Here is a 14071-nt window from a genome sequence, read left to right on the forward strand (position 1 = left end):
CGATTCTGCCACAAAACTTAAAGCAATAACTTGACGAACTTTTTATGCTAATAAAATTTCGACCGATCCTCACGAATATTACTAATATCAAGATTTTAAATATTAAAATAGATTGCTAAAAATCTAAATTGGTTATAAATTTTCTTCTTTTTCATTTAAAAATTTTCGTACTGCTACATCTGCTATTTTAGCAAGAAATTTCAAAATATCTGTTGCTTCTTCAAATGTCACATTCATTCCTTCATCATTAAGCATTTTTTGAGCTTCCAGAAGCGTAATTAACTATTCAGGCAATTCCATTTGATAAGGTAGAACTACATCAATAGCAATCCTATATAATTGAAAGACCAATAAATTTTCCAAGTAATCAATTTGTGGAAAGAAGTCATACAGAAAATATTGGCATACGAATTAATAAGTAATTACCAAAAAAACTCTTTGCCTTTATATCTCATCTTGTCTAAAGAACCAGTCTTAAATTTAGACTTTATTATCTATAATGCTATGGACATTGTATTAACGTATAAAAATTACCAATTTACTGTTGATTATAAATTAGATTTTGATGTCATAGGCAAAATTGTAATTTATAAAGAGCTAAGGATCTAACTGCTCATTTAGATTTGCTGATGAGCTTTAGTTTTCTCCTTTCTGCTTTTATGATGAGCTCAAGATCTGTTTACCGGTTTCGTCAAGCTATGGCTTAGGGTTTCTTTAAAATGCAGAAGATCATCTCAGATCTATGCTGCCAGTTGTATCTTATAAGATCCTAATATTTTGATATATGAAAATGGTGTTAGGTGATTAGCTGTAAAGCTAAATAAATTTATTTTACATAATTTGTAGAAACACATCTTAACCAATATTGGACCATCACCATTATAAACTCCATCTGAAGTTAGCAATAATGCACAATGAAAAATAAATACAAAGAAAGTTTCTTAAATTGTATCCTCTGTTTGCCTTAAGGGTAGGGTAACCGTAAATTCAGCGCCGTTGTCCTTTTCCCCGGCTGCAGTTATTTTACCATTATGCCTTTCGGCAATCTTTCTGCACAGGGCAAGTCCAAGGCCGTTTCCCTCATACTCATCTTTGGAATGAAGTCTTTCAAATGCCGTAAAAATCTTTTCTGCAAATTCTGCATCAATTCCAATACCATTATCCTTTATTTTTATCTGTACAAAATCATGGCCGTTACTATTGATGATACTGCTTGTTATTATAACTCTTGGAGGCTGGTCCGCTTTGGAAAATTTTAAGGCATTTTGCAGGAGGTTATAGAAAAGCTGGTTAATTAAAATCGGCGCTCCCTGAATCTCGGGAAGATCAGAAGTAACTAAAATAGCACCTTTTTCCTTTATAATCAGTTCTAGATCTATTTTTATATCTTCAATCACCTCATTGAGATCTATGGTTTCGATATGCTGTAAAGTTTTATCCAGGGTCGAATAGTTCAAAATTCCTTCTATAATGTTTTCCATTCTCTGGGCAGACTGGCTTACTTTATGAAGGTATTTTTTAGATTTGTCATTAACATTGTCTTCAATATCATTTCGTAAAAGGGTATTGAAAAATTTAATTTTTCGTAACGGTTCGCGAAGATCGTGGCTCACTACACTGGCAAAATGCATCAGATCGCTATTAGAACGCGTGAGCTCATTTGTACGGCTTGCGACCTGCTTTTTTAGTTCCTCCTGAAATTCCTTATGCTCGTGTATATCCTGAACAATCCCGATGATGGTCTTTGCAGACCCGTCCTTGTCCTTGATAATCTTTCCATTGATTTTAGCCCAGCGGTAGGAGCCGTCATCATTTAAAATCCGCGCCTCATAGCATATTTTTCCGGTTGCCTCAGCCTGCTGGTGTGCTTTTTCGCGCGCCGGGAGGTCCTCTGGATGAAGTTTTGCAATTAAATCGTCATTGGTTGTTTCGCTTCCAATGGAACAGATCGTATTGAAATTTGCTGAAGTCTTGATTTTTTTGGTCTCAAGGTCTATTTCATAACTTCCTATCCCGGAGCTTTCTATGGCTATGGTTAATTTTTCATTCGATTTCAGGGTTTCTTCTTTTGCTTTGTGCAGATCTGTGATGTCGGCGCCGGTATTAAGCACGCCATAGACTTTTCCATGCTCGTCAAAGAGCGGAATAAAACTATAATTAAAGTAATGTTCGGTCATAATCCCCTGCATGACCAAATCTACTTTTTTTCCTACAGCATGAAAGGCAGTTCCGGTTTTAAGAACGCCAAGCGCCTCATCGAGAATCTGCTGGTTTTCAATTTCTGGAACGACACTGAGATAGGTTTTTCCAAGTACATCATTTCCTTTGCCCCATGTTTTGATCATGGCATCATTGGCCAGTGCAATTTCTAAATTATCTCCCACATACACCCCGACGGGAAGAGGGATAGCATCAATTATATTTTGTAGAAGCCCTGGATTACGGTACATAGCGTTAGATTTGATTGGTATAGTTTTAATGGCGAAGCTATTGGCTTTTAAATGTTTATGGTTACATGAATTCTGCATTTTGTATCATAATTCCAATAATACAGCTGATTGTTTCTATTGTTTCTGCTTCGATTTTTTGTTATTGGAAATGACCCGCTGCTCGCTGCACTTAAAGCGTTTAATTGCGTCACTGCGTTTCCGCTTATGTTTGGTTTGACAGTTTTCTACTCTTTTACGCCAAAGTATATAGCTGCCGGGTTTGAGTTCCTTCTTCATTAAAATTTTTACATCAGCTTCCTGAAGCTCAAACTGATATGCAATGGCCTCAAAAGGGGTTCTGTCTTCCCATGCCATTTCAATGATTCGGTCCAGGTCACGATCGGGAAATTGCCGTTTTAATTTTTTCATAATTGTATTTTTTGAGGGATTCCCAATAGGGAATTAAGCAGAGCATAGCTAATTTAGATAAAATAATTTTTATTTTGTTTAATATTTATTTAAAATAGTTAAACAATTATTACCTTTAACATTAAGATATCATCTTATATGAAATACCCCTTTAGCTTTTTTGATAATTAATAAATAATATCTTATTTTCTTGAAAATCATAGCAGAAACAATCAGAACGGTTCTTTAATTCTAATCTTTAAAAAATGAAAACTATTGTAATTGTTGGCGGCAGTAAAGGAATCGGTAATGGTGTTTTAGTGCAGCAGCTGGAAAATTATAAGGTAATTAATATCAGCAGGGCAGCTCCCGATATTACCCATCCAAACTTAATTCATTTTTCAGTTGATGTGCTCCGGGATCCTTTGCCTGAATTTGAAAGTATTGATGCCCTGGTGTATTGTCCGGGGTCCATAAACCTGAAACCCATTTTGAGCTTAAGTCTTGATGATTTCAGAAATGATTTTGAAATTAATGTGGTGGGCGCCGTCAAAGTGATTCAGCATTATCTGCCTGCATTAAAGAAAGGAAAAAATCCTTCGATTGTTTTATTCAGTACTGTTGCGGCAAAATTAGGAATGCCTTTTCATGCCAGTGTAGCAACAGCGAAAGCTGCCGTTGAGGGACTCGTTAAATCACTCGGCGCTGAACTTGCCCCGTTAATCCGAATCAATGGTATTGCGCCGACTATTACAGAAACTTCTTTGTCCGGATCTATTTTAAGAAACGACCGGATGAAAGAAAATATGATCGAACGACACCCTTTGAAAAATTACCTCAAACCCCATGAGGTTGCCCGTATGGCAGGATATCTTATCTCTGAAGATGCAGCATCAATTTCAGGTCAGGTTCTCTCAATGGATTATGGTTTGGTAAGCTTTAAATTGTAAAACAGCTCAAAAATGAAAATTCTTTTAACAGGCGCTACAGGTTATATCGGCAAGAGGCTTTTGCCCTTGTTACTTGATCATGGAAATGAAGTAATCTGCTGTGTCAGGGATAAAAACAGGTTTTGTTTTCCTGAACAGTTTAAAAATAAAATAAAGGTTATCGAAGTTGATTTTCTGGATCCGGAAAGTCTGAAGAATATTCCCAATGATATAGATGCCGCTTATTACCTGATCCACTCGATGTCAGGAGCTTCTAATTATGATGAACTGGAAAGTATTTCTGCAAATTATTTCATTGAAAAAATAAACCAGACAAATGCAAAACAAATTATTTACCTGAGCGGAATTGTAAATGACCAATCATTATCCAAACATTTATCCTCAAGAAAGGCTGTAGAAGAAATTTTAAAAACCGCAGCAGTTCCATCAACTGTACTCAGAGCGGGAATTATAGTAGGATCAGGAAGTGCTTCTTTTGAAATAATACGCGATCTGGTGGATAAACTCCCCATTATGATTACCCCAAAATGGCTCAATACGAAATGCCAGCCGATTGCGATCAGCGATGTTTTAGAATTTTTAATCCGATCACTGTTAAATCCATTAACGTATAATGAAAGTTTTGATATCGGGGGACCTGATATATTGACCTACAAAGAAATGCTGCTGGAGTTTGCCAAAGCAAAAAAACTCCAAAGATATATTTATACAGTACCGGTGATGACTCCAAAATTATCGTCTTACTGGCTGTATTTTGTGACGTCAACTTCTTTTAAGCTGGCCTCGGCGTTGGTCAGCAGTATGAAAGTGGAAGTCGTCTGCAGCGATAACAGGATTAATAGTTTACTGGCAGTTACACCTATCTCTTACAGACAGGCATTAGAAAGGGCTTTGAAAAAGATTAGTGATGATGATATTATTTCAAGCTGGAAAGATTCACAAGTAAGCGGGCAATTCAAAGGAAATGTTTCTCAATATTTAAAGGTTCCTAAAAAAGGCTGTTATATAGACAGAAGAAAAAGAACAATTATAAACAGGGAATATACAATTGCAAGAATTTGGTCAATAGGCGGAGAAACAGGATGGTATTATGCCGACTGGCTTTGGGATTTGCGTGGGTTCATCGATAAGATTTTTGGCGGTGTGGGGACCAGAAGGGGAAGAACACATAAAAAGGAAATACATGCAGGAGATGCACTCGATTTCTGGAGGGTTGTATACGCCAATAAAAAGGAAGGTAAATTGATTTTATATGCCGAAATGAAACTTCCGGGTGAAGCCTGGCTGGAATTTAAAATAATCAACAATACCTTATATCAGGCTGCTACTTTTAAGCCGCGCGGACTTATGGGCAAAATATATTGGTATTCTGTCTTGCCATTCCATGGTTTTATATTTGATGGAATGCTTAAAAAACTAATTTAAGGATACAGCGGACAACATGGGCTGGCACCGGACTGTATTACGGCAGGGAATTGTACTGGTATAGTCTTATTTTTAATATTCTGCAGTTTAAAAGGGTTTGTAAAATGAGATCCTGGGAGCATCTTTTGCAGCATATAATTTCATTTGGACATTTTTAGTACATTTGGACATTACAAAACCGCTTGATATGATAAGTGCTGAGAATCCGGATGCTGAAAGCCCAAAAGAAAAAGAGCCGGTAAAAATTCTGCTGGCCGAGGATGATAAAGACGACCAGGAATTGTTTATCGATGCCCTGGATGAAGCGCAGATTGCTTCTGAGGTAACGACCGTTGAAAACGGGCAGGAGCTCCTCGATACCCTCAGGGATGAATCCCAGAGCGATCCCGATATTATTTTTATCGATGTCAATATGCCCGTTAAAGGAGGAAAGCAGGCGCTGGAAGAAATAAAGGGAGATAAAGAGCTTCGGGACATTCCTGCCGTTATGCTGTCCACCTGGGATCATCCTGCAGATATTGAAGATACCTTTAATAAGGGGGCGGACCTCTATGTCCAGAAGCCCAATTCTTTTAATGGCTTTGTACTGGTACTAAAGAAGGTCTTCTTTCTGCACTGGGCCAAAGCTTTATTGGGTCCGGTTAAAAATTTATTTTTTGTTTCTGAAAAGAATATATCTCGCGGGGACTCCTAAGTGCTCTTACCAGTGTTATCTAAAAGTTTCGAACCTAAACAGCTTAATCTTTGGTTTTGTTGACTATTTGGTTTTCAAAAGTGCTATGTGCCACAATTCTGCCACAAAACTTAGAATGGTAAAATATCTTTAAAACCGCTTTAATCTTTTGTGGCAAAATTGAAGGCAGCTCCAGTCTGTATTTTGTAATATGATCTCTTTATTTTTTATAGATTTAGGAATTAATCAGTTGTATAAAGCATATCAGAAATATTTCAAATCTCATCAGATTAATTTAATGGATTGATAGAAGTGCCCTTTGAGGATTATTCAGACCAGTCCCTAATCCATTTACTCACTGTCCGGCACCATTGGTCGTCGTCATTCAAACATGGAATTGCCAAAAACTCTTCTCCTCCTTTTGCTTCAAAATCTTCTTTGGCACGCATAGCGATTTCTTCGAGTGTTTCTAAACAGTCTGAAACAAAAGCCGGAGTAACAACTGCCAATTTCTTGATTCCTTTTGCCGGCATGCTGTCAATTTCAACATCAGTATAAGGTTCTAACCATTTATCTCCCGCTAAACGCGATTGAAATGTCAGACTGTATTGATCTTCGGAAAGACCTAATAATTTAACGACTTGTCTTGTAGTTTCATAACATTGGTGGCGATAGCAGAATTCGTGCGCCGGAGATGGCGTGGTGCAGCAGGATCCGTCAATTTTACAATGCGATTTTGTTACGTCGGTTTTGCGGATATGACGTTCTGGAATTCCGTGATACGAGAACAACAAATGATCATATTCAAAACCAACTACATGTTTCTGAATTGAATCGGCCAAATTCTTGATGTAATCTGGTTTATTATAAAATGCTGGAACATCAGTAAATGTCATGTGCGGGAATTTCTTCTTGCGAATTTCCTCAGCCTTTACCAAAATAGTCAAAGTCGAAGCCATCGCATATTGTGGATATAGTGGAAAAAGCATTACATCTGTAACTCCTTTATCGCTCAATTCCTGAAGTCCTTTTTCGATGGTCATGCTTCCGTAACGCATTGCTAAGGAAACGGGAACATTTACTAAAGGCTGTAGTTTTTGCTGCATTCTTTCTGAAAGAACAACTAATGGAGAACCTTCTTCCCACCAGATTTTTGCGTAAGCGTGCGCAGATTCTTCTGGTCTTTTTCTTAAAATAATGCCGCGAACTAGTAAAGCTCTTAATAAATACGGAACATCGATCACGTATTTATCCATTAAAAATTCATCTAAATACGGTTTGACATCTTTTGGCGCGGGACTTTCGGGAGATCCTAAATTTACTAATAATACTCCTTTCATTATCTTTTTTGTTTTAAGATTTGTTCTAATTTTTCCTCAAACTCAGTGCTTGCCGCTTCTTAGAAATTAATTAATATATTTTTATTTATGCTCTAATCTATAAAAGCGATACTGTTTTTATGATGGGTATTAATGGACATCAGATATCTTTTTGGGGTTGTGGAAAATTTCTTCTTGAATCCCGCAATAAAGTGGCTTCCGGTGCTATATCCTATTTTCAGGCCGACTTCATTTACATTGTAAGAACCGCTGTCCAATAGTTTTAGGGCAAAATCCATTTTGTAATCAAAGAGAAAACCATAAACCGTATCACCATAAATTTGTTTGAAGCCTATTTTTAATTTTTTCATATTCAGTCCAATTTCATCTGCCAACTGCTGTAGTCTTGGCGGTTCGGCCATATTGGCGATAAGTATTTCTCTGGCTTTTTTGATTTTCAGAACGTTATCTTCATCAATCAAAAAAGGACATTGCACTGCGTTTGGATCTTCCATTTTATTGAAATACAAGCTCAATAATTCATATCCTTTTCCTTTATAATAAAGGTTCTTTAGGGAAGGATGAAGGCTGTAATGAAACAGCTGGCTCAAAACAACAGCCATAGAAGGACTGATGTTCCCTTCGGTATAATACTTTTTTTTCTTCCTATCGGGGCTTAAAATAGAAATATAATCTGCCTGAACGGAAAATAACGAGTGAAATTTATTAATCGAAACAATAACAGAAATAACCCATGAATTTGGAGAAAGTTTTAACTTAAGCAATGACTGCTGCTGCAGATTGCACAAAATCAGTGATTTTTCCTCTTTCAATTCTAAAGTGCAATGATCCTGACTGGACAAAATAAATGCATTGCCTTTTAGTCCGAAATGAAACTGTATCAGGCCGGCACCTATTTCGTGCTGTGCAGAAAAAGATTCTGGACTGTCGTTCTGGAAACGGATAAGGGTAAGGCCGTCCTCAATTTGTATTTCTTCCTCCATTTTTTTTATATAAAAATTACTGACTTTTCAAGATAGTGTTCAGGAGGTTATTGTCTATTGGTTTCTAAGACTGCGGCAACCTGGATATTTATTTTATTGGAAAGCTTGCTTTTAACCAAATTTGGGATTTCAATATTAAAATCACTGGCATTTACGCTGAAATTACATGAAATGCTGACACCTGATGGTGATCTGCTTATCTTTGCAGCAGTATTTATATCCCTGGATTTACCGTGAAGTTCTAATTTGCCTTTAATAATAAAATCTTTGGGATTTACTGTTAGGCTTTGAAGATCAAACCCTTGTATTTTTCCTTTAAATACGGCTTTTGGATATTGGTCACTTTCGATATAATTTTCATTAAAGTGTTCTTCCATTAAAGCAACCTTAAACTGGAAACCTTTCATCAGGGCTAAACTTGCAATCTCTCCTGTTGCTGGATTCAAAACAAAAGTAACATTCTGATTTACTGCTTTAACTTCTTCAAAAGAAGGAACGGAAGCTTCAAAAATGACTTTTGCCGATTTACTGATCATTTTTTCTTGTGATACGCCAATGGCGCAAACACACAGCATTGCAATAAGTATTGTTTTTTTCATTATTTTGCCTTTATTTTTTTATAAAATCATTCTGTTTTATGCAGTCTTATTTTAAAACTGCAATAATTTGAATTTTGACTTTATTATCCAGTTTATATTTAATAAGCGCTGGAATTGGAATGTTAAAATCACTCGCATTTACTTCAAAATCAGATATAAAGGTGACTCGGGAACCCGATCTTGTAATTTTTGCATCGGCACTTATATCCTTGGATTTTCCATGCACTTCTAACTTTCCTTTTACGGTGTAATCTTTATAATCTTCTGTAAGACTTTTAATATCGAATCCTTCTATTTGCCCTCTAAAAATAGCTTTCGGATATTTATCGGTTTCCATGTAATTTTCATTAAAATGTTCTTCCATTAATGCCATTTCAAATTCAAATCCTTTCATTAAAGCCAGACTTGCTACTTCTCCAGTTGCGGGATTCAAAACAAAAGTTACATTGCTGTTAGTTCCTGCAACCGGCTGAAAAGAAGGTACTGAAGCTTCCAGAGTTATTGTTGCAGATTTGGTTACTATTTTTTCTTGTGAAAAAACAATAAAAGAAGCCAATAGCATTGGCATTATTATGATTTTCTTCATGTTGCTGTTATAGATTATTTTTCTAATAATCCATCCTGATTCCATTTATTTATAATGTCAATAGTCGCTTGAGGCAATCTTGGGCCACCTTGCGGCATTAAGGAACTATCTCCATTTTCTAAAGAAATTCGTGTAAGCAGTCCACGATTTAAAACTGCATTTTTAACCTGTTCATAAGTAACTAAAGACATCGGCGCTCCATTTTTAGGAACTGCCGCATGGCATACAACACAGTTATTATCAATAATAGATTTTACATTTTGGTTGTATGTTGCCAAACCATTAATTGGTGTAGAGTCAATTAAAGTACTTGGATCATCGTTGGCACAGCTTACAAAAATTGAAGCTAATGATGAGATGGCCAGAAGGGTTTTTAAATTCATAAGATTGGTTTTTAGTTATAAATAAATGCATGATTTTTTTAAGGATCATCAGGCATTTCAAAATTATATACGTTGAAAAGAATAATACAGATTTGGCAAGAGGCATATTTAATGATTTAAATCCAATAGGTATTTTTTAACGTAGATAATTTGAAATACTAAAAACCAGTTATGAGAAAAAAAATACTAATTACAATTTTCCTTTTTATAATAATCGGAATTTCAGCGTACCTCTACATCTACAAAGGGCATAGAAATATAGAATCAGAAACTGCCGATTATGTTGTAACCGTTAACGAACTGGAAAGAGAGTTTACTTCAAACGACAGGCTGGCTTACATCAAATATCAGGACAAAACAATTGAACTATGTGCACGAGTAACAAGTATTGATAAAGCCAGTAATGGAATTGTTATGAGCGAAAAAGTATTTGTGACATTCAAAAAATGTTTGCCGCAAAATATTATATCTGGAAAAACCCTAAAAATTAAAGGGCGTTTTTTAGGATATGACGAATTGCTCCAGGAATTTAAAATAGACCAATCTTCAGTTGTACACTAATACAAATAACAATTTAAAACTAACCTCATGAAAAACTTTATTCTATTATTTTTTTTATTTCCGCTGTTAACCTTCTCCCAAACCGATTTATTGTCTGGAGTAGAAACTCCTTTTGCAAAAGAAAAAGTGACATCTGCATTCAAAGCCTTAAAAATCGTTAATCTCGAATCTACAAAATTGGCCGCAAAAGGCGATTTGTATTTTGTTGTTGCACACCGATTCGGCTCTATTAAAGATGGTTTTGAAGGTTTTTATGGACTCGATAATGCCAATACGCAGATTAAATTTATTTACGGTGTAACAAATGGACTTAATGTAAGTGCAGCCCGAAGTGAATTTGCTTATGACTTTGCAACAAAATATATGCTGTTTCCTCAAATAAAAGACGGCTTTCCTGTTACTATTGCCGGATTTAATAGTTTGTCTATTAATAACACATTAAAAGAAAGCCTTTATCCGAAGCTTCAATTTAAAGACAGGCTGACTTATGTAGCACAGCTGTTAATTTCCAGAAAATTTTCTGAAAAGCTGTCTTTAGAAATTGTGCCGTCATTCTTTCATCAAAACTTTGTTGATGATGTAGACCAAAGCAATTCCCAATATGCCATAGGATTTGGAGGAAGATATAAATTCGCTAAGCGCTGGTCCTTAAATATGGATTATGCGGCGCATTTAAACAGAGCGCCAAATTCACTTTATAAAAATCCGCTGTCTATAGGTTTTGATTTAGAAACCGGCGGACATGTTTTCCAAATGCATTTTACCAGTTCACAGGCAATTGATGAGGCTGGGTATCTGGGAAGAACCACTGGCGACTGGACAAAAGGAGATATATTTTTTGGATTTAATCTTGCCAGGGTTTTCTAGTATCTTCTTTATAATTAAATTATTAGGTAATTTCTGTATTTAAAATGATTCTAAATTGATTGTTTTTCTATTATTTCTAAAACCGCAGCGATGAAGTGCACGTAGATAATTTTAAAACCATAAAAATTATGAAAACTAATAAAATAATCAAAAAAGGACTTTTAATTCTCAGCGGAATATTTGTACTGTTTGCCGCGATTTTGCTTTTTCACATTATAACGGCCAAACCCCCAGTTTATGACACCCCAAATCTTCAGGTAAGCAGAATCGATTTTAAATCAGACATCGATTCTCTGCAGGCCAGAAAAATCTGTGCCGACCTGAGAAGCATAAAAGGTCTGACATCAGACTCTATCATTGTTAAAAGAAATGTTGTGGTGTACTTCCATAATAATAAAATTACAAACTCGGAGAAAGTTTTCAATGAGCTGATGGCTAAAGGAAGTTATGATGCGCAGCGTTATATACTGCCGGCAAATTTAGCAGACAAAGAAGTATGCCCAATGAATCAAAATAGTTTGAGCTATAGACTGTCTCAAAAAATAAATCGTTTTTTTAATTAACCCTTTAATACTTTAAATTTATGAAAGTTTATTCAAAACTTACACTTAGTGTACTAATTGCTGCATCGGCAGCTATGATTTCCTGCAGCAGTAATGACGATGAAAGCCCTGCACCGGTTAAGGCTTCTATCTATGAGCGATTAGGCGGAACTAAAATGGTTTCTGATCCTGATAATTCCGGCCAGATGATTGAACAGGGACGTTTGAGTTTCCGCAAAGTGGTAAATTCAACTATCGGATTGATTGTTGCTGATATCCAATCGAACGCATCAGGCAATCTGCAGGCACATTTTGCTCCTTTACTGGCAGAAACGGGAACTACCCAGTCTACCAATATTGCTAAATTATCAGATAATCTGACTGATTTCTTTTCGTTTAATACGGGAGGAACAAATGCTGTAAATACATATTCTGGTTTGAACATGGTTGCAGCTCATGATCCTGCAAAAAATCCTCGTATGGGAACAAAATCCAGCAATGCAGATTATACAAAATTTGAAGGATATGTTGGAGCTGCTGCCAATGCGAATGGCGTTGCTTCAAATACAGAACTTTATACTGATATAGTTGCTGTTTTGGAATCATTGAGAACCCCTATAGTTCAAAAATAAGTTTATTCTCAAAAACGCTGCCTTTTTCAGGCAGCGTTTTATATTTCAATACTGTTTGAAGTACATAAATATTTTTCAAAATCTGTCAGCTTTATAATATAAGTAAATTATATAAAACCGCAGTTTAAATCCATTTATTCCACAGTGATCTAAAAAGCACTTCCGGCGCTGTTATATAAATCTGCAGTTACTAATTTTTGAACTTTTTAAGGAAACCATAAATATGGAAAATTTTACTATGTCCGGATCCACTACTTTTTACGCATTAGGGCTAAGCTACAAGAAAGCAGATGCAGTTATAAGAGGAAAATTTAGTTTAGATGCCCAGGCACAATCTGATTTATTGCTGCAGGCTAAGGCAGAAGGCATAGAATCATTGGTTGTTACTTCTACCTGCAATAGAACTGAAATTTATGGTTTTGCCCATCATCCTTATCAACTGATCAAACTGCTTTGCGAGAACAGCAATGGCTCTGTAGAAGAATTTCAGCAGGCTGCTTATATATATAAGAATGAAGAAGCTGTCAGCCATATGTTCCGGGTAGGGACAGGTTTAGACAGTCAGATTTTGGGTGATTTTGAAATCATCAGCCAGATTAAAACCGCCTTTAGCAATAGTAAACGGGAAGGTTTGGTCAATACATTTCTGGACCGGCTGGTCAATACAGTTATTCAGGCGAGCAAAAAAGTTAAAACGGAGACGAAAATTTCTTCTGGTGCTACGTCAGTTTCTTTTGCATCAGTGCAGTATATTATCCAAAATGTGGCGGATATTGGAAACAAAAATATTTTGTTATTCGGAACAGGGAAAATAGGAAGAAATACGTGCGAAAACTTAGTAAAACATACTAAAAACAGCCATATTGCCCTTATAAACAGAACAAAAAACAAAGCCGAATTACTGGCTGGCAAGCTGAATGTTATTGTAAAAGATTATGCTGATTTAAAACAGGAACTGCAGCAGGCCGATGTGCTTGTTGTAGCTACAGGAGCACAAAATCCCACTATTGACAAAACATCTCTTGCTTTACAGAAACCCTTATTGATTCTGGATTTATCCATCCCGCGCAATGTAGATACCAATGTAGAAGAAATACCCGGCGTAACTTTAATACAACTGGATGATTTATCTCAAATTACTGATGACACGCTGGAAAAGAGAAAACAGCATATTCCTGCTGCAGAAGCCATTATTGATGATCTGAAATTAGAACTGAATACCTGGGTGAACGGCCGAAAATGTGCTCCAACTATCCATGCCTTAAAATCCAAGCTAAATGATATTGTATCGGCAGAATTTGCTTTTCAAAAAAAGAAAACAGCCCATTTTGATGATGCACAGATGGATTTAATCAGTTCAAGAATTATTCAAAAATTAACAAACCATTTTGCCAGCCATTTAAAAAATGAAAACACTTCAGTGGATCAAAGTATTGAATTCATTGAAAAAGTATTTCAGATAGGACACCTTGCACCGAATAAGGCTTCTTCACCAATAGAAGAAAAATACAAAATCAATCTGTCATAAATGCTTAATCCCCTTCAGTTTCAAACTTACAGCAAAGTTCTGAAGGAAGTGATGCAAAAATAGAACCCGTCAGCTGCGCTGCACGCTGCGACGGGCTTGTCCATAAACATAATCTTCCAAAAAATGTTTACTTAATTCTGCATGGGAGTAATCAATTCCTCATTT

The 14071-nt window shown here is 36.0% G+C and carries 16 protein-coding genes; 8 read left to right on the forward strand and 8 right to left on the reverse strand.

Going from position 1 to position 14071, the window contains the following annotated elements:
• Positions 1 to 132: 132 nt before the first annotated feature.
• The 3 genes from GSY47_RS26275 to GSY47_RS07400 all read right to left on the reverse strand — a co-directional run bounded on the left by GSY47_RS26275 (position 133) and on the right by GSY47_RS07400 (position 2858).
• The gene (locus GSY47_RS26275; protein ID WP_262902428.1) at positions 133 to 255 is read right to left on the reverse strand and encodes a hypothetical protein; all 123 of its coding nucleotides are present in this window, start codon (positions 253 to 255) and stop codon (positions 133 to 135) included.
• Positions 256 to 941: 686 nt separating this feature from the next.
• Entirely contained in the window at positions 942 to 2450 is a 1509-nt protein-coding gene (locus tag GSY47_RS07395; RefSeq protein ID WP_184161238.1) for a sensor histidine kinase, read from the reverse strand.
• A gap of 114 nt (positions 2451 to 2564) precedes the next feature.
• Positions 2565 to 2858, reverse strand: a complete 294-nt coding sequence (locus tag GSY47_RS07400) for a TIGR03643 family protein (RefSeq protein ID WP_219071213.1) — start codon at positions 2856 to 2858, stop codon at positions 2565 to 2567.
• Between the two features lie 245 nt (positions 2859 to 3103).
• Between GSY47_RS07400 and GSY47_RS07405 the strand changes: the two genes are divergently transcribed.
• From GSY47_RS07405 to GSY47_RS07415, 3 genes are all read left to right on the forward strand, one after another.
• A complete protein-coding gene (locus tag GSY47_RS07405) occupies positions 3104 to 3787 on the forward strand; it encodes an SDR family NAD(P)-dependent oxidoreductase (protein ID WP_184160466.1) in 684 nt (227 codons plus the stop codon).
• A 12-nt stretch (positions 3788 to 3799) separates the two neighbouring features.
• Positions 3800 to 5212, forward strand: coding sequence for an SDR family oxidoreductase (locus GSY47_RS07410; RefSeq protein WP_184160468.1), 1413 nt, complete (start codon positions 3800 to 3802; stop codon positions 5210 to 5212).
• Between the two features lie 187 nt (positions 5213 to 5399).
• Positions 5400 to 5906, forward strand: a complete 507-nt coding sequence (locus tag GSY47_RS07415; protein ID WP_219071214.1) for a response regulator — start codon at positions 5400 to 5402, stop codon at positions 5904 to 5906.
• 305 nt (positions 5907 to 6211) lie between these two features.
• Here GSY47_RS07415 and hemH read toward each other — a convergent pair whose 3' ends face one another.
• The 5 genes from hemH to GSY47_RS07440 form a co-directional block, all read right to left on the reverse strand.
• Complete coding sequence (hemH, locus tag GSY47_RS07420; RefSeq protein WP_219071215.1) at positions 6212 to 7225, reverse strand: ferrochelatase; 1014 nt, start codon at positions 7223 to 7225, stop codon at positions 6212 to 6214.
• Positions 7226 to 7317: 92 nt separating this feature from the next.
• The gene (locus tag GSY47_RS07425) at positions 7318 to 8208 is read right to left on the reverse strand and encodes an AraC family transcriptional regulator (protein WP_219071216.1); all 891 of its coding nucleotides are present in this window, start codon (positions 8206 to 8208) and stop codon (positions 7318 to 7320) included.
• A 47-nt stretch (positions 8209 to 8255) separates the two neighbouring features.
• Positions 8256 to 8807 carry a YceI family protein gene (locus GSY47_RS07430; RefSeq protein WP_219071217.1) on the reverse strand — a complete coding sequence of 184 codons (552 nt, stop codon included), beginning with the start codon at positions 8805 to 8807 and terminating at the stop codon, positions 8256 to 8258.
• A 46-nt stretch (positions 8808 to 8853) separates the two neighbouring features.
• Entirely contained in the window at positions 8854 to 9393 is a 540-nt protein-coding gene (locus GSY47_RS07435) for a YceI family protein (RefSeq protein WP_184160478.1), read from the reverse strand.
• Between the two features lie 14 nt (positions 9394 to 9407).
• Positions 9408 to 9776, reverse strand: coding sequence for a hypothetical protein (locus tag GSY47_RS07440; RefSeq protein WP_184160480.1), 369 nt, complete (start codon positions 9774 to 9776; stop codon positions 9408 to 9410).
• A 171-nt stretch (positions 9777 to 9947) separates the two neighbouring features.
• Between GSY47_RS07440 and GSY47_RS07445 the strand changes: the two genes are divergently transcribed.
• The 5 genes from GSY47_RS07445 (at position 9948) to hemA (ending at position 13906) form a co-directional block, all read left to right on the forward strand.
• Entirely contained in the window at positions 9948 to 10337 is a 390-nt protein-coding gene (locus tag GSY47_RS07445) for an OB-fold protein (protein ID WP_184160482.1), read from the forward strand.
• A 27-nt stretch (positions 10338 to 10364) separates the two neighbouring features.
• A complete protein-coding gene (locus GSY47_RS07450) occupies positions 10365 to 11204 on the forward strand; it encodes a DUF5777 family beta-barrel protein (protein WP_184160484.1) in 840 nt (279 codons plus the stop codon).
• A gap of 128 nt (positions 11205 to 11332) precedes the next feature.
• Complete coding sequence (locus GSY47_RS07455; protein ID WP_184160486.1) at positions 11333 to 11767, forward strand: hypothetical protein; 435 nt, start codon at positions 11333 to 11335, stop codon at positions 11765 to 11767.
• 20 nt (positions 11768 to 11787) lie between these two features.
• Positions 11788 to 12378 (forward strand): globin family protein, encoded by a 591-nt coding sequence (locus GSY47_RS07460; protein WP_184160488.1) that lies wholly within the window; start codon positions 11788 to 11790, stop codon positions 12376 to 12378.
• A gap of 223 nt (positions 12379 to 12601) precedes the next feature.
• Complete coding sequence (gene hemA / locus GSY47_RS07465) at positions 12602 to 13906, forward strand: glutamyl-tRNA reductase (protein WP_184160490.1); 1305 nt, start codon at positions 12602 to 12604, stop codon at positions 13904 to 13906.
• Positions 13907 to 14071 lie beyond the last annotated feature (165 nt).

It is taken from the genome of Flavobacterium quisquiliarum (assembly GCF_019308285.1).
GTDB lineage: Bacteria > Bacteroidota > Bacteroidia > Flavobacteriales > Flavobacteriaceae > Flavobacterium > Flavobacterium quisquiliarum.

Bases quoted from the DNA above. Each gene is read 5' to 3' on its own strand.
- GSY47_RS07450 (WP_184160484.1), top strand. From the start codon at position 10,365: ATGAAAAACTTTATTCTATTATTTTTTTTATTTCCGCTGTTAACCTTC.
- GSY47_RS07435 (WP_184160478.1), bottom strand. From the start codon at position 9,393: ATGAAGAAAATCATAATAATGCCAATGCTATTGGCTTCTTTTATTGTT.
- GSY47_RS07460 (WP_184160488.1), top strand. From the start codon at position 11,788: ATGAAAGTTTATTCAAAACTTACACTTAGTGTACTAATTGCTGCATCG.
- GSY47_RS07430 (WP_219071217.1), bottom strand. From the start codon at position 8,807: ATGAAAAAAACAATACTTATTGCAATGCTGTGTGTTTGCGCCATTGGC.
- GSY47_RS07400 (WP_219071213.1), bottom strand. From the start codon at position 2,858: ATGAAAAAATTAAAACGGCAATTTCCCGATCGTGACCTGGACCGAATC.
- GSY47_RS07440 (WP_184160480.1), bottom strand. From the start codon at position 9,776: ATGAATTTAAAAACCCTTCTGGCCATCTCATCATTAGCTTCAATTTTT.
- hemA (WP_184160490.1), top strand. From the start codon at position 12,602: ATGGAAAATTTTACTATGTCCGGATCCACTACTTTTTACGCATTAGGG.
- GSY47_RS07445 (WP_184160482.1), top strand. From the start codon at position 9,948: ATGAGAAAAAAAATACTAATTACAATTTTCCTTTTTATAATAATCGGA.
- GSY47_RS26275 (WP_262902428.1), bottom strand. From the start codon at position 255: ATGCTTAATGATGAAGGAATGAATGTGACATTTGAAGAAGCAACAGAT.
- GSY47_RS07395 (WP_184161238.1), bottom strand. From the start codon at position 2,450: ATGTACCGTAATCCAGGGCTTCTACAAAATATAATTGATGCTATCCCT.
- GSY47_RS07405 (WP_184160466.1), top strand. From the start codon at position 3,104: ATGAAAACTATTGTAATTGTTGGCGGCAGTAAAGGAATCGGTAATGGT.
- GSY47_RS07415 (WP_219071214.1), top strand. From the start codon at position 5,400: ATGATAAGTGCTGAGAATCCGGATGCTGAAAGCCCAAAAGAAAAAGAG.
- hemH (WP_219071215.1), bottom strand. From the start codon at position 7,225: ATGAAAGGAGTATTATTAGTAAATTTAGGATCTCCCGAAAGTCCCGCG.
- GSY47_RS07410 (WP_184160468.1), top strand. From the start codon at position 3,800: ATGAAAATTCTTTTAACAGGCGCTACAGGTTATATCGGCAAGAGGCTT.
- GSY47_RS07455 (WP_184160486.1), top strand. From the start codon at position 11,333: ATGAAAACTAATAAAATAATCAAAAAAGGACTTTTAATTCTCAGCGGA.
- GSY47_RS07425 (WP_219071216.1), bottom strand. From the start codon at position 8,208: ATGGAGGAAGAAATACAAATTGAGGACGGCCTTACCCTTATCCGTTTC.